General features: G+C 61.4%; 11 protein-coding genes and 1 tRNA gene. 10 read left to right on the forward strand and 2 right to left on the reverse strand.

The features are described from left to right. Positions 1-130: 130 nt before the first annotated feature. On the forward strand, positions 131-1,246 hold the full coding sequence (locus tag BBOH_RS04685) for a zinc-binding dehydrogenase (RefSeq protein ID WP_052118230.1): 1,116 nt from the start codon (positions 131-133) through the stop codon (positions 1,244-1,246). A gap of 228 nt (positions 1,247-1,474) precedes the next feature. Here BBOH_RS04685 and BBOH_RS04690 read toward each other — a convergent pair whose 3' ends face one another. Then, positions 1,475-2,686 (reverse strand): MalY/PatB family protein, encoded by a 1,212-nt coding sequence (locus tag BBOH_RS04690; protein WP_033522290.1) that lies wholly within the window; start codon positions 2,684-2,686, stop codon positions 1,475-1,477. Positions 2,687-2,795: 109 nt separating this feature from the next. On the opposite strand from BBOH_RS04690, the gene BBOH_RS04695 reads away from it, so the two are divergent. The 6 genes from BBOH_RS04695 (at position 2,796) to BBOH_RS04720 (ending at position 10,457) form a co-directional block, all read left to right on the forward strand. Further along, positions 2,796-5,264: a serine/threonine-protein kinase gene (locus tag BBOH_RS04695; RefSeq protein ID WP_081930365.1), complete on the forward strand. Its 2,469-nt coding sequence runs from the start codon at positions 2,796-2,798 to the stop codon at positions 5,262-5,264. Positions 5,265-5,341: 77 nt separating this feature from the next. Next, positions 5,342-6,316, forward strand: coding sequence for a DsbA family protein (locus BBOH_RS04700; protein ID WP_033522288.1), 975 nt, complete (start codon positions 5,342-5,344; stop codon positions 6,314-6,316). Between the two features lie 215 nt (positions 6,317-6,531). After that, positions 6,532-6,608: transfer RNA gene (locus BBOH_RS04705), tRNA-Thr, on the forward strand. Positions 6,609-6,908: 300 nt separating this feature from the next. Continuing rightward, entirely contained in the window at positions 6,909-8,369 is a 1,461-nt protein-coding gene (locus tag BBOH_RS04710; RefSeq protein WP_033522287.1) for an aggregation-promoting factor C-terminal-like domain-containing protein, read from the forward strand. Positions 8,370-8,518: 149 nt separating this feature from the next. Beyond that, the gene (gene rsmA, locus BBOH_RS08785; RefSeq protein ID WP_044098135.1) at positions 8,519-9,616 is read left to right on the forward strand and encodes a 16S rRNA (adenine(1518)-N(6)/adenine(1519)-N(6))-dimethyltransferase RsmA; all 1,098 of its coding nucleotides are present in this window, start codon (positions 8,519-8,521) and stop codon (positions 9,614-9,616) included. A gap of 211 nt (positions 9,617-9,827) precedes the next feature. After that, complete coding sequence (locus BBOH_RS04720) at positions 9,828-10,457, forward strand: LytR C-terminal domain-containing protein (protein ID WP_033522285.1); 630 nt, start codon at positions 9,828-9,830, stop codon at positions 10,455-10,457. A 196-nt stretch (positions 10,458-10,653) separates the two neighbouring features. Here the strand turns inward: BBOH_RS04720 and BBOH_RS04725 are convergent, their stop codons facing one another. Continuing rightward, positions 10,654-12,072 carry a CCA tRNA nucleotidyltransferase gene (locus BBOH_RS04725; RefSeq protein ID WP_033522329.1) on the reverse strand — a complete coding sequence of 473 codons (1,419 nt, stop codon included), beginning with the start codon at positions 12,070-12,072 and terminating at the stop codon, positions 10,654-10,656. A 380-nt stretch (positions 12,073-12,452) separates the two neighbouring features. On the opposite strand from BBOH_RS04725, the gene BBOH_RS09405 reads away from it, so the two are divergent. Genes BBOH_RS09405 through murJ form a run of 3 tightly spaced genes read left to right on the forward strand, consistent with a single transcriptional unit; the run spans position 12,453 to position 18,594 of the window. Continuing rightward, positions 12,453-13,286 (forward strand): NUDIX hydrolase, encoded by an 834-nt coding sequence (locus tag BBOH_RS09405; RefSeq protein ID WP_179855863.1) that lies wholly within the window; start codon positions 12,453-12,455, stop codon positions 13,284-13,286. Then, complete coding sequence (locus tag BBOH_RS04735; RefSeq protein WP_143242490.1) at positions 13,283-16,003, forward strand: DUF6049 family protein; 2,721 nt, start codon at positions 13,283-13,285, stop codon at positions 16,001-16,003. The genes BBOH_RS09405 and BBOH_RS04735 overlap by 4 nt, the downstream gene beginning before the upstream one ends. Beyond that, positions 16,000-18,594: a murein biosynthesis integral membrane protein MurJ gene (murJ, locus tag BBOH_RS04740; RefSeq protein WP_074428594.1), complete on the forward strand. Its 2,595-nt coding sequence runs from the start codon at positions 16,000-16,002 to the stop codon at positions 18,592-18,594. Before BBOH_RS04735 ends, murJ begins: the two co-directional genes overlap by 4 nt. The last annotated feature ends 134 nt before the right edge of the window (positions 18,595-18,728 follow it).

Raw genomic sequence — 18,728 nt, forward strand, 5'->3', positions numbered from 1 at the left:
CGTCGCACGGCGTCCGACCACAACGCCCGCACACGTAAAAAAAACGCGCAGAACGAACAGGTTTGCGACCAACGGGAGCAGGACTGTAATATTGATCACGTTACGTTAAGATGCACAAAAAGGAGCAAATATGCCTCAGAAAATCAAGGCTTCGGTTGCCTACGGCATCGGCAAGGGCTTTGCCCAACCCGAAGAGATCATCATCGACGATCCGATTGGCGCGGAGGTGCTGGTTGATGTTCAGGCCAGCGGTTTATGCCACTCCGATCTGCATCTGGTGGAGGACGACGACCAGTTCTTCCCGTTCCCGGCCGTGATCGGGCACGAGGTGGCCGGCATCGTCGAGGCCGTGGGGCCGGAGGTGCAGGGCATCAAGGTCGGCGACCACGTCATCGCCTCCCTCGAGCAGGTGTGCGGCCATTGCGCCAACTGTCTGAACGGCCACCCGCAGTCCTGCACGCAGCAGCAGGAGTGCGTACGTAAGCCCGGCGAGAAGCCGCGCCTTTCCTTCCCGGACGGACGCCCGATCACGCAGGCGTTCGGCACGGGCGGTTTCGCTGAAAAGGCGCTGATCCACGAAAACCAGCTGGCCGTGGTCAACAACGAGGTCCCGTGGGACCAGGCGGCCTGCATCGGCTGTGCCACCATCACCGGCGCCGGCGCCGCGATCAACTCGGCGCATATCCGGCCCGGCCAGACCGTGGCCGTGGTGGGCACGGGCGGCATCGGCCTGAACATCATCTCCGGCGCACGCATCTGCGGTGCGAAGAAGATCATCGCCATCGACGTGTTCGACAACAAGCTCGAGTTCGCCAAGAAGTTCGGCGCCACCGACGTCATCAACTCCAGCAAGGAGGACGCGGTCGCCAAGGTGCGCGAGCTGACCGACGGCGGCGTGGATGCGTCGTTCGAGGCCATCGGCCTGCCGGGCACGATGAAGCAGTGCTGGGACATGCTCGCCGTGGACGGCAACGCCTACTGCATCGGCCTGGCCAAGCCGGACGCGACGGTCGAGCTTGAGATCAACCCGGCCGACTTCCTGGTTCATCAGCGCGGCTTCAAGGGCGTGTGGATGGGTTCGACCAACATCAAGTACGACATTCCGATGTACGCCGACATGGCCGTGGACGGTCGCCTCAACATGCACGACATCGTCACCCAGCACATCAACCTCAGCCAGATCGATGAGGCTTACGTGCAGTTGAAGAAGGGCGAGGTCATCCGCTCGGTCATTACCGAATTCTGATATCCGATTCGACTGACAGCTCGTTCCATCTCAATCAGCCGGCACAGTCGACATGGACGACGGCGACCCGTCGCCTGCATCGAAGGCATCCCTTCGGTTGCGGGTGGCGGGTCGCCGTCGTCTTATCGGAGCGGGCACTTGCGAGCGCAACGGCTCGGTCCGTCAGCTTTTCCACGGCAATGTGCCTACGGAGTGAATCCGCGACTCAAAACCGGTTTGCGAGGCGGTTCAGTCGGTGAACACGTACCGCGACAGGCGGCTCATGGCCTCCTCAACTCGCGAGAGCGGCAACGCGAGGTTCATGCGAATGGCGCACGGCGCCTTGAACTGGCGGCCGTCCTGCACGGCCACGCCCACGCCCCAGGCCCGACGCAAGAGTTCGTCAAGGGTTACATCGTGCTCCCGGCACCACTGCGAGCAGTCCAAGAACAGCATGTAGGTGCCCTGCGGCTTGGAGAACGTGACGCCCGGGAAACGCAACCGTATGAACTCGGCCGCATAGTCCACATTGCCCGTAAGCACGTGCCGCAGCTCATCGAGCCACTTCTGCCCCTCGGGCTTGTACGCGCCGATCAGCGCATGCATCGAAAGCACGTTCATCTCGTTATAGATCGCCTTGGCACTGTGGGCCGTGACACGGTCGCGCAAGGTCTTGTTGTAGATGATGTGGTACGAACCGACCAAACCGGCCAAGTTGAAAGTCTTGCTGGGCGCATAGAGCGCGATGGTGCGGTCACGGGCGTCCTGACTGACCGATTGGGTCGGAATGTGCCGGTGACCTTCGAGAATGAGGTCCGACCAAATCTCGTCCGCTATCACCACGCAATCATTACTACGGTAAACCTCCATCGCCTTCTCGATCTCCCAGCGCTCCCAAACGCGGCCGCAAGGGTTGTGCGGGCTGCAGAAGACGGCGACGTGAATGTTGTTCTCGCGCAGCTTCCGGTCCATATCCTCAAAGTCCATGCGCCACACGCCCTCCTCATCGCGCTTCAACGGCGTGTGCACGATACGGAATCCATTGGACTCGATGGAATTGGTGAACCCCACGTAGGTCGGCTGATGCACAAGCACACCGTCACCCGGCTGCGCGAAGCACGTGAGCGCCGAAATCAGCCCACCGAGCACGCCGTTCTCATACCCGATCGCCTCAGCCGTCAGTCCCTTGACCCCATTGCGCGTCTTCTGCCAATTGATGATGGCGTCATAGTATTCGTCGGTCGCACGGAAATAACCGAAGGCCGGGTGTTTGGCACGCTCGATAATCGCATCCGTGATCGTCGGGACGGTCGCGAAATTCATATCCGCAATCCACATCGGAATAACATCGAACCCGTCTTTAGGCGGCTGCGGGGCGAAGCCGGGCTCGTTGCCTAGCCCATCGACCGCAACGGCGTCCTTACCGTGCCTGTCCATGATCGTCGTGAAATCGTACGTCATCGCGTGCTCCTTTTCGCCCTGGCCGCCTATCGCCGTCCGCATCGAATGCCGGCTGCGTCCATACTAAGCCATGCACCTCACGATTGAGGCATCGAACGGCCTCGCTAATATGGCAAGCATGAGCGATTTGAACGCGTTGGATCTCGAACCGGGGCAGATCGTCGGCGGATACACACTGGTTTCGCGCCTTGGCGGGGGGGCGATGGGCTCCGTTTGGCGTGTGCGCGATGACGGCGGACAGTTCTACGCGATGAAGATCCTGCGGGATTCGCTGAATGAAGACGACGAGACCAACACCGGCGCCCGTGGCATTTCGCAAGGCGACGGCGCCGCGGATGACACGACGGGCGAACACCACCGCAGCCACGACCCACATGTCACCGCCCGCGAGCGCATGCGGCGCGAGGCGTTGGCCATGCGCAGGGTGCACCACCCCGGCGTGTGCGCGATCGTGGACATGGAGCTTGACGATTCGTTCGCGTTCCTCGTCACCGAATTGATTGAGGGTCGTAACCTGCGCGACGATGTGGCGACGAACGGACGATATACCGGCGACGACCTCGAACGGCTTTCACGCAAGCTCATCGAAGCGGTGCGGGCCGTGCACGAGCAGGGCATCATCCACCGCGACATCAAGCCTACGAACGTGATGGTTTCGGCGTCCGGCCCGGTACTGGTCGATTTCGGCATCGCCATGACCGCCGGCGAAAGCCATGTGACCCGCACCGGTTTGGTGATGGGTACACCGGGCTTCATCGCGCCGGAAATCATTGACGGCGCGGAAAGCGACGAGGCAACGGACTGGTGGTCACTAGCCAGTGTGCTCGCGTTTGCGGCCACCGGGCGGCCGGTGTTCGGTTCGAAACCGATGATGGCGGTGTTGGAGCGTGAGGCTTCAGGCAATGCGAATCTGGCAGGGTTGCCGTCACGCACGCTTGCCGCCTTCCGCAGTGCGTTGGATCCGAACCCGTCCAAGCGTTGTACGCCGTACGAGCTGTTGGAGGCGATTACGCTCGATGCGCTTAATCCGATGGCGCAAGGCGGGGATTCATACTATGGCGACGATTTTGGTGGCGACCCCGTGGGTGGTACTGAGGACGACGCGACCATCGGCACGAATATCGGTGCGTCCGGCACGGAGGTGGTGCGCCCTTTTGACACCGCCGCGACCCGCCCGGTCGCCGGCAGCCGGGCGGGTCGCGGCGCATGTGGCGCGTCCGGCGTCCTGAGCGGCTTAGGTGATGCCGACATTTCAGATGCACCCGGCGGCCACGGCGGCGAAACCGGCCAGGGCACACCCGATAATCCGCGCACGCTATGGACCGCCGCGGTTCCGCCCGCAACCCAAGCGACAGCAGCCTTGGCGACCGCCGGCGACGACGGCACACAGGTTTTGGCTCCGCTGCCGGCACACGCCACAACCCCGACGAATGGCGGGTCGACAGCGACCGTTACGGGGCGCGCACGAGGCAATGATTCGACGAGCGTCCTGTCGTCTTCGGATGACCAGCCGACCGTCGCTGAGCCGCTGCGTTCAACCGACCGACGGGCGCCGTCGGATGTGGACCCGGCCGATGATTCATCCACACGGATCTTGCCGGTCGCACCCGACGCCGGCGTGGGCACGGTTGCCCTTACTCAGGCGATGCCATCAGATTCGTTCGGGAGCACCCAATATGCCGAATCTCCTACGGCCGTGTACCCGGGCGCGCCTGACCGGCATTATCTGGCCCCGACCGCGCAACCGCAGCTCCAAGCCGCGCGATCTGACCCGATGCCGACAACCCCACGGGATCTGAACACCGATCCCACGGAACTCAAACGGACAACCCTGATCAGACGGGGCGCACTGCCGTCGTGGCTCATCACCATTCCGCTGGCGCTGCTGGCCGCAGCGGCCCCCATCATCGCCATGATCGTTTTCGCGGTGATCACCTGGCTTCTTCTTACCCTCGGCAACAGCGAAAATGCGCAACTGCAACGCGAAGGCAAGCGTGGCGGTCAACGTCTGCGCCGCGACGCTGTTTTCCGTGTCACCGGTCTGCCTTGGCACCTTGTGTCCGGACTGGTTCAAACGTTGCCGCGCACGATTGTTATGGGCCTGATCGTAGGTGTGATCCCGCTGTTGATCAGTGTCATCTCGGGGCTGCCCACCAGGCCGGCGCCAATCGTGGTGGGCCAGTGGACCGTGCATGTGCCGCTCAACACCGATTTTTCGTTCTCATTGGCCGGGCTTTTTTTCGCGTTGGCGATGGTCGCCGCATGGCTGCTCAACGCACTCGGCGCGCGATCCACCGTGCTGAGGCTGGGCATGGGTTGGCTGCGCGGCGCGAAACGGGCCGGAAAGGGCAAACCCGTCTCCGAAGGGGGATTCGTCTGCAAGGACGAGGACAACGGTATCGGTAATGAAAACGACACCAACGAGGGTCGGACGGCAGACAGGCAGCAGCGCAATTTTCGCATTCCGCGAAATTGGGTGTTCTTGGCCTTATGGCTTCTTTCAACTTGTCTGATGGCTTTTTATATTTTGCAAGGGCATTATATTGATTGGACGCCGCTTCCCGAACCGCAGTTGTGACAAGCGGTAGGGACGGTATCATACAATGAGCATACCCATCAGATTATTCAAAGCCCTGAACGGGACTAAGGAACGTCATGGCGAACAACAACGGTAAAAAGGGCGCAAAGCAACAGCGGGCGCAATCCAACCGAAAAGCAAGAGAAGAGGCGGCGGCCAGAGCCCGTGAGGAGCAACTCGCACGGGAACGCAAGCAGCAGACCATCATCGGCGCGGCCGTGGTGGCAATGGTCGTCGCCCTGATCGCTTTGATTGTCGGGATTATCGTTTATCAGTCGCACAAAAAGGCCGAGGAGGCCAAAATCACCTCATCACAGACCTATGCGACGCTCCAGAAGGTGAAGACCAAACCCGCGAAGGCCGACGACAAGGGCGGTTTCCTGATTTCGAAGAACGGCATCGCCAAGAGCGTCAGCGGGGCACCGACGGTTGAGATCTACATGGATCCCATCTGCCCTGGCTGCGGGTCGCTCCACCGCCAGATCGACGACGACCTGCAGAAAATGGTGAATGCGGGCCAAATCAATCTCGTCTACCACTCCGCCAGTTTCCTCGACGGCAGTTCCACCGACAAATACTCCACCCGAGCCTCCGGGGCGGTGGCGTACATCGCCAGCCACGACAACGACAAGGATCACCTGATGCGGTTCGTGGCGAACCTCTACAGCGAAGATTTCCAGCCCGGCGAAGCCTCCGACTACAAACCCACCAGCAACGACCAGATCAAGGCCCAGGCCATCAAGGCCGGGGTGCCGAAAAACGTGGCCGACAAGGCCTTCGACGGCCGCTACACCGCGTGGCTCGACGCAGTCGACAACTATACGATGAAACGCAATGACCTGCTCAACACGGATGGGCAGCTCAAAGGCCAGATGTCGACGCCAACGGTGACCATCAACGGCAAATTGCTGAGCATGAACCGGCTTTCGGAACTGAACCTCACGCAGAAGACCGGACTGCTCAAGTCCATCGGGCTCAAGCCCTCGGATGTCGGGCATGCGGGCGTGATGCCCAAGATCGGGGAAAAAGGCAAACCGATAGACCTCGGCTGAAACCCCGGTCAAGAGGAAACGGTGCGTTTGACGTCGGACAAGACGGCGGACGCACCGTTTTTTCGATACGACGAATTGGCGGACGGAACAGTCGGCCGCATCTCACCGCCTCCAGACCTGCAACGCCAGCGACGCGACGGAATCAAGACTTGCTGATAGACTGGTTACCGGTGCCCCCGCCACGAGAGTCATGGTTCCGAACGGCGGATGGCAACGCCTCCTTAGCTCAGATGGCCAGAGCGGCCGCCTTGTAAGCGGCAGGTCGTCGGTTCGATCCCGACAGGAGGCTCCATGACGGCGATTGCCGTAGCAGGCTGCGGATGCCGCGTTGTTGCGGCCTTGTGATTTTTACGTACTGCACTCACGATGATTCTCCGCACTGGATTCACATTTCCCTACAAATGTAGCCATTATGCCAACAATTCGGCCTTAACCGAACACTGCCATCCCCGTCGATTACAATAGGACGCAAGACATAATGTAGGCATTCCGGCGGCAAGCCGGAACGCCAGCCTGCGATAAAACGACACAATCTGATCAAGTGTGCAAGAAACACGCAATAGACCACCAAGCATGACGAGAGGTGCAGTTAATGGCACGTCGATGGACCCCGCAACACTTCGTAACATTGCGTCGTATTCGCGTGGCGGTTTGCGCCGTGGCGGTGACGCTCGCCGGCGTGGGAGCGTTCGCGGTTGGCGAGCGCAAGGCCGTGGCCCTGACGGTGAACGGCGAGACGAGGATGGTCACGACCTATGCTTCCAGCGTTCCTCGCCTTTTGCAGGAGCAGGGCATTGCGACCAAAAGCCATGATTTCGTGCAGTCTTCGGCCGGCGACCTCAATCTGACGGATCATGATGTGGTCACCGTGCGCAGCGCATATCAGACGACCATCAACATCAACGGCCACGAGGTGCCGTTCTGGACGTATGCCACAAGCGCCGATCAGCTTCTGGGCTTCTTCAAGGAGAACGATGCGGCGGCCGCGAAAGTCACTGTCAATATCGGCAATGTCTACAACCAGCTCACCGGCGGACTGGTCATCAACAAGAAAGGCCCGGTGACGGTGATCGCCGACGGGAAAAGCTCCGTGGCGCCCAATGGCAAGCTGACCGCCGCGACGATTCTGGACTCTAAAGGCATTACGCTCGGCAAGGAGGATCGGGTGAGCGTCGGAGAGGAGGACGGGCATACGGTGCTTCGCGTCCGGCGCGTCAAGCACGGCGACGAGACCCGAAACGTCGAGATTCCGTATGGCACCCGGACGATGGTCGACCCCACATTGGCGCCCGGGCAGACCAGGGTCGTGCAGGCCGGGGTCAATGGGAGCAGGCAGGAAGTGTATGACGTCACTTACGTCGATGGCGTGGCCGAGGGCGAGACGCTTAAGTCGCAGAGCACGATTGCGCAGGCCGTCGACGAAGTGATCGCGGTCGGGCCGGCGGCACCCACGGATAGCGGAGCCGACAAAGGAAGCGACAAGGCGACCGGCAGCGGATCGGACAAGAAATCGGATAAGAAGTCGGATAAGAGCACTCACAATAAAACCGATTCCGGCGATAAGGGCAACGGCGGGGACTCCGGGCAAGCGGCCGGCGGCAACGACGGCAAAGGCAAGGACGACGCCAACGGCGCGGGGGCCAACACGACACCCGCACCCGCCCCGGCCCCGGCGCCCGCGCCCAAACCTGCACCCGAACCCGCACCAACGCCGCCCCCGGCTTCGAACAACAACCAGCTTCCCCCCGCTGAAGCGCAGATTTACGCGGCCGGGGCAGCGGCCGCACGAGGCTGGACCGGGCAGCAGTGGAACGATTTGGTCACATTATGGGACCATGAATCGGGTTGGCGCTGGTGGGCGGGCAACCCGTCCGGCGCCTACGGCATTCCACAGGCACTGCCAGGCTCGAAAATGGGACCGGGCTGGCATGACGACGCCATTGTGCAGATCAACTGGGGTCTAGGCTATATCGCCGACGTCTACGGCAACCCATCGAAAGCATGGGCCACCTGGCAGTCCCGTTGCAGCTCTGGTTTGGGCTGCTGGTACTGAATGGTTCGTCGCCGGTTCGCAGCTTGGTCGGCGGTCGGCGGCCAGTTCGGCTTCACTGCCTCGTTCGATGCGGCGACCCGGGCATCACTTCAGCCTTCGGGCGCGCTAAAGCGTGAGCACGTCGTATCCTTGGAACCATGAGCGCAACCATGAACGACGAGACAACAGGGCGACTGCTGGGCGCGGCCGACATTCGGCGGATCGCGGCCGAGGCAGGGGTAAGCCCCACCAAAAAGCTCGGGCAGAATTTCGTGATCGACCCCGGTACCGTGCGGCGCATCGCGCGCGAAGCCGGGGTGAACGCCGGAACCAACGTGCTGGAGGTGGGCCCGGGATTGGGGTCGCTCACCCTGGCGCTGCTTGAGACCGGCGCGAACGTGACCGCCGTGGAGATCGACCCGAAACTGGCAGCGCGACTGCCCCAAACGGTGGCGGAGTTCATGCCGCAAGCCGCGTCCCGGCTTACCGTAGTACAGGCGGACGCGCTGACGGTGACGCCAGGGCTGCTGCCGGGACTGGCATCAGGGCCGTTCACTCTGGTGGCCAATCTGCCCTACAACGTGGCGACGCCGATCGTGCTCACGCTGTTGGAGCGTTTCAACGGACTTGACCGCTTCCTCGTAATGGTGCAGAAAGAGGTGGCGGATCGCCTCGTAGCCAGTCCGGGTTCGAAAACATACGGCTCCCCCAGCGTAAAACTGGCGTGGTATGGACATGCCGAACGCGCAGGGCTGGTGGGTCGCAACGTGTTCTGGCCGGCGCCGAACGTCGATTCCGCCCTGGTGTCATTTGCGCGATGCCCCCTGATGCGACACGACGGCCTGATGCGGCACGAAAGCGGACAGCCTCGGCCGACGGAAGTGCCTGATGCGCGGACGCACAGCGGTTCGCGCCAGAGGAGAGCGGAGCCGCTTGTCCCCAATCAGCCCTCAACCGAACCCACATCCCAGATGGCGTCCCCGCCGGCGGCGTCAGCAGAAATAGCGGCGCGGCCCGGCATGAATTCCCAAACCGGTTTCATGCCTACGGAAGCCTTGCGCGAACAGACGTTCCGGCTGATTGACCTGGCATTCGGCCAACGCCGCAAAACGCTTCACGCGGCATTGCGCGATGCGCTTTCGGCTCAGGATTTCGAAAAAGCCGGCATAGCCCCGACCAGACGCGGCGAGACGCTGACCATTGACGAGTTTGCAGCCCTGGCCTCAGCTCACCAACCGCCAAGCAGCGGTGGCGCCCGGAATGCATGATTATCCAGGCGACCTTAGACGGCTTGCCGTATAAGACCGGTCCGCACCCTGTCGACGCCGCTTGCGAGCCGATTTCCTGCTTCATCAGACAACCGCGGCGAATGCACACGAACACGGCCCCGCCGCGTCACACTTACACAGTAGAATAAACACAGTGATTCGTGTGCCTGATGGCGCACACGAAGAGTGACGAGTTGACGGGATCAGAGAGATGCCACAAAACATGGATGAGCTTCAGGCGCGCAGACAGTACGTGCGGCGCCGCCAGAAGCATGTGTTCTCGATTGTTTCGGCCGCGCTTGTTGCGGCGTTTGTCATTTCACTGCTGTTCGTCACCGGCGTGGTCGGCAACAGGAAACACGCCGCACCGTCCGCCCGGCCCAACTTCGGGGCTCCTTCGGTGTGCGCTCCTGCCGCGCAGGACGGTCAACCCGCGAAATACCTCCAACCTTCCATCGTGCGGGTGCGCGTATTGAACGGGACGAAGTTCGTCGGCTTCGCTCGGGCCGTCGGCGGGGCGCTGGAAAACCGCGAATTCCAGATAACGGACATTCTCAACTACAAATCCAATGCAATCGAACGCACCACCATTTACTACGGCGTCAACGCAATCAACCAGGCGTACACGGTCAACGCCAATTTCAATGACGCGAAAATGGTGATGGACAACCGGCAGGACGACCTCATCGATGTCGTCGTAGGCGCGAGTTTCGACGACCTGACACCGAAGAAAAGCACGCCGACCGTCAACACGCAGATCGCAAGCATCAACGGCTGCACTCCGATCGACAAGGTGGACAAGGGCAAGCTGCCCGCGGTCACGATGCCCTATCAGGGCTGACCCACGAGACCTTGTTTTGGGTGCCAAACCCTACGTTGACGAACTTCAGAAGACGCCGAGACGCGGGACGATGATCGCGGGGCGCGTCCAATGGGCTTCCAACCGTCACGCCTTGTCCCGCATCGTCAGCAGGCCAAGCAGTCGGCAATCGCCCATCGGCCGTACCAATCGAAGCCGTGCGCTATGTTCTGGTCGCTTACAGGCCTTCGTCGGCGGCCCAACGGTTCAGCTCGGCAACGGCCTCATCATGGTCCGCCGGCCCGTGGTCAAGACGGAAATCGAGCATGTGCCTGTATGCGCGGCCGACCTGCGGACCGGGTTTGATGCCCAGTATTTCGATAATCTGATTGCCGTCCAGGTCGGGACGGATCGCGTCGAAGTCCTCCTGCTGCTTGAGCTTGCGCACACGCGCCTCCATCTCATCCATCGCGGATGAAAACATCAGCTCCTTGCGGCGGTTCTGCGTGGTGGCGTCGGCGCGGGTCAACCGGTTCAGACGTTCGTAAAGATGACCCGCATCCTTGACGTATCGCCGCACGGCGGAGTCCGTCCACGGCTCGTCGACATAGCCGTGGAACCGCAGGTGCAGATTCACCAACTCGCTCACATCATCGATCAGATGACGGTCGAACCGGAGCGCTTTGAGGCGTTTACGCGCCATCTTCGCGCCGACCGCGTCGTGGTGGTGGAAGCTGACTTTGCCATGGGGCTCGAAACGGCGGGTGGCCGGCTTGCCGATGTCATGCAGGAGCGCGGCCAGACGCAAGGTCAGGTCCGGAGCAGGAACCGGTCCGTCGGATCCGGTTTCGAGCGCAATCGCACGGTCAAGCACCATCAGCGTATGCTCGAACACATCCTTATGACGATGGTATTCGTCGATTTCAAGACGCAGCGCCGGAATCTCGGGCAATACGATATCCGCAAGCCCCGAATCCACCAAGGCCTCGACCCCCTCGTGCGGGCGGTCGGAAAGCAGCAGCTTAATAAGCTCGTCGCGTACCCGTTCGGCCGAAACGATGGAGATGCGATCGACCATGTCGGTGATGGCCTCGGCCGTATCCGGCTCGATGCGGAAGCCGAGCTGCGCCACGAACCGCACCGCGCGCATCATGCGCAACGGGTCATCGTCAAAGGACTGACGGGGATTCACCGGCGTACGCAATACGCTCTTGGCTAAATCGTTCGCGCCGCCGAATGGATCGACGAATTCAAGGTCGGGCACCCGCAGGGCCATTGCGTTCACGGTGAAGTCACGCCGTGACAGGTCGCCCTCCAACGTATCGCCATACTGCACTTCGGGCTTGCGGGAGTCGGAATCGTAGGTATCCGAACGATAGGTGGTCACCTCCACCTGCACCTCGGTCCCGTCCGGACGACGACGCATCGCCCCAAGCGTGCCGAACTTACGACCCATATCCCAAAAACCGTCATGGCCGAAACGCCTTAGAATCGGCTCGAACTGTTCCGGCCGCGCCGAAGTGCAGAAATCGAGATCGTGATTGGGGCGACGCAGCAAAAGGTCGCGCACGGCCCCACCGACCAGTGCAAGCTCGTACCCCTCCTCGGCAAACATCCGGCCTAATTCAACGGCCTCAGGCCACACCTCAAACTTCACGATTCCCTCCGCCCGGTCGAAATTCAACTGTCCACAAGCATACCGTCACCGTTGCACCCCCGACGGCGGAGACCGGCAGAAGCAGGTCGACCGTCGCAGAAAACGCTCATTCCACCGACCGCAGACATACGAAATCCGGCACCCATGACCCGTTCCTGCCGCGCGGCGCCCAACCTCTCGTCCCACAGATGCATCCCCCTGCCGAATCAGTCCCGTTGCCGTCACGCCGAGGACGGGTTGCCGCTAAGGGGTTTCGTCCAGGGGCTGCATCGTCGCGCCGCACCGGCGGAAAAACATACTACATTACGCGGTGAGGCAAGGAGCGGCTTTTATTTATGGTCGTCACCCGACCTGCACACCCTCTTGAGTAAGGTGGAGGTATGATCACGCCCGCAGACCTGGCCCACATGATGGCCAACGCCTCAGGCGAGCATACCCAAAATGGCCCCACACCCGGCCAACCGCTTTACACCTCGGAGTCGAACAGGATTCGACGGAACGCGCGGGGCGATTGCCGACAGCTGACCGAGGCCGACCTGCTCGACGGTTATGCCCAATGCGTCGATTCCGACGACGGCATCGCGGCACGGGCCGTAATCACCGAAGTCTCACGCGACGCTCACGAGCAGACGTCGCACCCCCTTGAGACCCACGAAAATGGGCAGCCATCCAAGCATTCCGCCTATTCGGACGGCGCGCCCACCCCTAAAATCATGCCGCACCATCGCAACACGGAATCCCCGTCCAAGTTCGCAACCCTTGACGCCCAGGAGCTCCCGGTCGAACGGGAGTACTCGGCGGGCGGCCTGATTTTCGACGAGCACGGCAGAGTGGCTTTGATCGCGCGGCACTCACGCAATGGCCATCTTGAGTGGTGCCTGCCGAAAGGCCACATCGAAAAGGGCGAGACCCCGGAGCAAACGGCCGTGCGCGAAGTGCATGAGGAGACCGGGATCCTCGGAGAAATAGTCGACTCAATCGCGACGATCGATTACTGGTTCACCGGCACCTCACAGCGGGTCCACAAACTCGTCCATCATTTCGCACTGCGCAGAATCGGCGGCGAACTGACCGTCGAGGGGGACCCGGATCATGAGGCGGAGGATGCCATTTGGGTGAATTTCGACGATCTCGAAAGCGTGCTGAGTTACCCTAACGAGCGTAAGATCGCATGGCTGTGGGCCCGAAAGCAGAACAAGCGGGGTAACGAGTGAGCAAAGCTATCACACATTCTCGTCTCGGAATCGGAAACACCATGCACGCGATCGGCACTTTCGAAATCGCACACGATTTCTTTCGAACCACGAACGGTCCGGTTAGGCCCGCGGACGACCCGGATCAACCCCGATACGACGCACGTGCCAACGAGACGGCAAAACCACCGAAGCATGTAATCCCAGCGGTCAGCGCACTGCTTGCATCGCTTGTCCTGCCATTATCCCTGATGTTCGGCGCGACCACGGCAAACGCCACCGAACCGCAGGGCCAGGTTGCAGGGTGGCCGCAAAATCAGGGCATGGCCGTTACGCAGAAATCCGAAAGCAAGGCTCCGGCGACGGTCGTCATCACCGAATCGACGCCTGTGGTCACGGCAAGTTCCGGGTACCATATCAAACTGTCCATCACCAATCACACCGGCGAAAGCCTTCCGGCAGGCAAGCTTCAGGTGTCCACCAACCAGCATTACAATTTTGCCTCCCGCACGGATTTGCAGGATTGGGCGGAAGGCGACACGGCGATTCCCACGACCAACAAACTCGGCGAGGCGGACGTCCCAGCAATCGGACCCGACTCCAAGGTCGAAGCGAGCGTCGACACGCCGGCCGACAATCCGACTTTGGCTTCGATACTCAGCTGGGGCCCCAAGCCGGTGCTCGTGACGTACCTCGCCGGGCAGGACGGGGCGGACCATGAGCCCATAAGCGCGATCCGAACCTTCATGACCCGTTCCGGAGACGGAATCCCCACGGCCGACACCCCCCCGATGGACATAACAATCGCCATGCCGCTGACGACCAGCACATGGAACGTCGACCCGGATACGGTAACAAAATATCTCACATCCGGCGACGACGAATCAAAATCGACGGACACCGCACACGACACGTCCGCCAACGGAGCGAACGGCAAACCCAACGCGCAGGGCACGGCTCCCGGCGCAACGAGCGCATCGAAAACCGGCCAAAACCCCGGTGGAACAACGCACGAAACCGATCAGACCGACTTGGAACGTCTGGCACTGACCCCTACGGCCGCGCAGTCCGCCAACGGGACGAACGGCGACGGACAAAGCGATGCGGCCAAAACCACGCTCAAACCGACAGACAGACTGCCGAAAAGCGTGGAACAGCTGATTGCCAAACACACCAAGCTTCAAGTCGTCATCGATCCCGCATATGCCATGCGCCTTAAGATTCCGCCTCAGTCAAGCGGCATCATGCAGCCCGGCGCGTTCGACATCACCTCATACTCGGCGTTGGGCGACGACGCGGCCTATCGCAGTGCCGGCATAACACCGGGGCTCTGGAACGAGGCCGGCGCGCAGGATCAATGGCGCAATGCGCTCGGAGAGGCCAAACAGGGGGCGGCCGCCTATGCCTGGCAAGGCGACACGAAATGGACCGTTGCGGCCCTTGCGGCGGCACGCAGTCAGGGGTACGGAACGGTCATCGCGCAGGGCACGGTGGACGAAGGCAACACGGACACGACCCAGACCGCGAAATACCTTATTCCGACCCCCTCAGGCGACGTAACGCTTCTAGCCGCCCAGAGCGTGCTGACCGAGCTGGCACAAGGCCACAGCACCGCAAAATCCGCCGAAGGCGAGACCAGCGACGCCGGACGACTCGCCCGGTTCATGGCCCAGACGGCCTTCTACCAGATGGAACGGCCCTACACGGCACGCAATATTCTGGTATGCTTGGGAACCTCGGCCGGCACCGCTTCCGGAGCGCAAGACGCCGACGCGCTCATGCACGCGGTGGAACAGGCGCCATGGCTCAGGCAAAGCGATCTGAAAACCCTGAATGCCAGCCAGACCGCAGAGCATCTTACCGACGAACGGGCACAACGGCTGTTGCCGTCCTCCGGTGCGCTAAGCAGTCAGAACCGCGGCCGCCTACAACGGGATTTGACCAGACTGTCCGCAAGCCGGAACGACATCGCTCGATTCGAAAACTCGATACTCTCCAAACCCACAGAAAACGGCCCAAAAGGCGCCACAGGCGCCAAAACGGACGGCCACGGCATGGGCCATCCCAGAAGCTCAAACACCGCCAACGACTCCGGCGACGCGCAATCGTTGGCGCGGCAGGACGCGCGAGATACCGCGAAACGTTCAAAGAACGGCGCTTCATGGATTCATGAAATCCTCATGTTGCATGACGCGATTGGTCTGAACGCGCTGTCCATCAACAGCAACGTCAGCGACCCGCCATCAGGCGATGTCGGGGCGGGAGCCACCGGTGCCCTTCTGGGCGATCGCATGACATCCAGTGCCGTGAGCGTTGCATCGCAGCTTGTGGGCGGCGTGTCGATCACCCCTTCGGAACCCATCACCATTGTGAGCGAATCCGCCACGATGCCTGTCACCATCCGCAACAACCACCCTTATCCCGTACAAGTGAAGGTCTCCTCAATCACCGACTCCATGGAAATCGTGACTTCCCGCCTCCAGACCGTCACGATACCGGCGAAAAGCGAGACGCAGACCACCTTCACCATCCGCGCCTCAACTTCCGGCTCCACAGACGCGCACCTCAACCTGCTGGACCGCAACAGATCAGCGTTCGGGTCGCCACAGACCACACATATCACCTGCGCCATGCGCCTAAGCGACAAGAGCGGCCTCGCGTTCATCGGCGTCTCGCTGCTTTTCGGCGTTCTGGGGCTTTGGCGCCAGTTCCACATTAAGAAGGACCCGGATCAATGAGTTCGTCAGTGCGTCATAATTCGCTCGTCATGGCCGCAGGCACGGCGGCGTCCCGTATCACCGGTCAGATACGTACGATTCTTCTGGCTGCGGCAGTGGGCACGACCGGGCTGGCCGCGAACGCCTACCAGGCCGGCTCGCAGATTCCACAGGTCATCTTCACGCTTGTCGCCGGCGGCATCTTCAACGCGGTGCTCGTGCCGCAAATCGTGCGCACCCTCGAAAACGAGGATGCCGAAGACAGGCTCAACAAGCTCATCACCTTTGCAATCGCCATGCTTTTGGCCGTTACGGTCGTGGTGGCGGCATTCACACCCCTTCTGACACGCCTGTACGTCAACGGCGACAGCGATATGTTCGCGCTTTCCACGGCGTTCGCGCTGTGGTGCGTGCCGCAGATATTTTTCTACGGCCTTTACACCGTGGTCGGGCAGATCCTCGCGGCCAAGGACCATTTCGGAGCCTACGCATGGAGCTCGGTGGGCGCCAACCTGATCAGTTGCGCAGGTTTCGCGGCCTTCATCGCGCTGTTCGGACGCGCGGACCGCCAGCCACTGGAGTATTGGACGACCGGCAAACTTGCGCTGACAGCCGGCACCTGGACGCTCGGCGTGGCCTTCCAGGCTCTGGTGCTGTTCGCTCCCCTCGCTCGCACCGGACTGCATTACAGGCCGAGTTGGGGGCTGCGCGGCATCGGTCTACGCATGATGGGTCCCGTGGCGGCCTGGAGCCTTGGCATCGTGGTCATCGACCAGTTGCAGACCATCGTCAACCAACGCGTCATGACCAGCGTTCCGGACGCCGCCATGCGCATGCTGCATCTGAGCGAGTTCGACGTGGCCGGCAACGCCAGCTTCCAAAACGCCTACACCATTTACATCCTGCCCTATTCCCTCATCGCCGTATCGATAGCGACTGCGGTTTTCCCCAAAATCTCGCAGGCCATCTCGGTGGACGACATCGACGATGCGCGGCGAACACTCAGCGATGCGATGCGAAACTCCTGGCTGCTCATGTGCTTCTTCACCGTCGCCTTCCTCGTGATTCCGGTACCCATCACTCGCGCGCTGCTGCCTTCCGTGAACATCTCCGAGGCCATATTGATTTCGGGACCGCTGACCACGCTTGCATTCGGGTTGCCCGTGGCGGCCGTTACCCTCATCGTGCAACGCACATTCTACGCCTTTGAGGATGGTTGCCGCCCCTTCATCTTCACAGTGCTGGTCACAGGCTCAGAGATAGTGCTACTGCTACCTGGCACGTTGATGTTTTCACCGGCAAACTGGGCCACGCTGCTTGGGGCGACGATGTCAGCAGGGTATGTGGTGACATTCCCTGTGTTGCTATGGCAGATCGTCAAACGCTTCGACGGCCGGCTTGACGGCCGGCAGGTCAGCGCCACGTTCGTCAAAGCCATCGCGGCCTCGCTTGTTTCGACCGTCGGTGGTCTGCTCCTCCGACACCCCGTATATCGGTTGTTCGGAGCAAGCCTCGAAGCCGGGCATGGTCATCACGGCGGACACATGAGCTGGATGCAGGCCGTGGGCATCTGCGTGGTGCTGGGTGCGGCGATTTTGGCGCTGTATGTGACGGTGCTTTGGGCGTTGCGCACACGTGAACTGGACTCCGCGGTACGTGGCTTGGCTGCACGGTTTGGGCGAAACAAGACGAACGCTTCGGAAGTCATCCCAACGGTCGAATCGGATGCGGACAAGCAATCCGACAAGCCGCTGGCGACGAAAAGCGCCACGCGCACCATACGTTCGCAGACCCCGACACCCGAGGCCCCCGAAACATCTGGACACTTGGATTTCAACGCCACGCCCGGTCGGCCTTTCGGCGAAACCGAACAGGGCCGTCATCGGTGCGACGATCGCGCCGAGAATCCGAGCGCGCCGAACGAATCGAAGCAGGGCAGCATCGCACACGACGCTTCGCATCACGCCGAATCCGCCGGCAACGCCCTATGGTACGAGACTCTCAATGATTTTGAACTACCCGAAAACCTCACACCACCGACCCTTACCCCGTTTGTACCGTATGATTCCCAAAGTGACGACACTTCCGGTGGCCCCGATTCCCATACGGACCGGAACGTGAACCAAGGCGTTCCAGGACAAGGGAACGTGGCGGACGACAGCCACACCGTCGGCACTGCCTACCCTGCCGATACTTTCAGTCCGGGCTTGAGCGGGCTTGTTCTCGGAGACGACGCCTCCTCCAGCGTTCCCGATGGCAAAAGCCACACAGGTGACTCAAGGGGCACGAGCGCCTCAAGCGCCATGAGCGCCGCCGACATTACCGATGGCGTAAGCCGCATGGAATCCGGCTCCCCAGTGTTTGCGCTGCCCTTGGAACCCAAGGAGTCGCCCGTTCCCGTAAATGCCACCCCACGATCACTGTTCGCCGAAGCAGACCCTACCGCGGCCGCAGTGCAACCGATGGGTCCGTTGCCCGAGCAAACGCACGTTCGAGGCGACATCAGCTGGATTCCCGACGATCCGGCCGGCACGAGGCGCCACCGCGAGCCGGTCGAATCGCCCCACATTGCCAGACACCGCCATCGGGCGCAAAACAGCGAACAATCATAACCGCGTCAAAAAACCGACACAAAACTTTGCCACAAAACCTATCCAGGTTCTCCCAGAGCCGGTTAGAATGAATAAGGCGGATCCAGTATCCGCGCACTGAATTGCGTTTAGCCGAAATCGACAATCGGGGTATC

This window comes from Bifidobacterium bohemicum DSM 22767 (assembly GCF_000741525.1).
Classification (GTDB): domain Bacteria; phylum Actinomycetota; class Actinomycetes; order Actinomycetales; family Bifidobacteriaceae; genus Bifidobacterium; species Bifidobacterium bohemicum.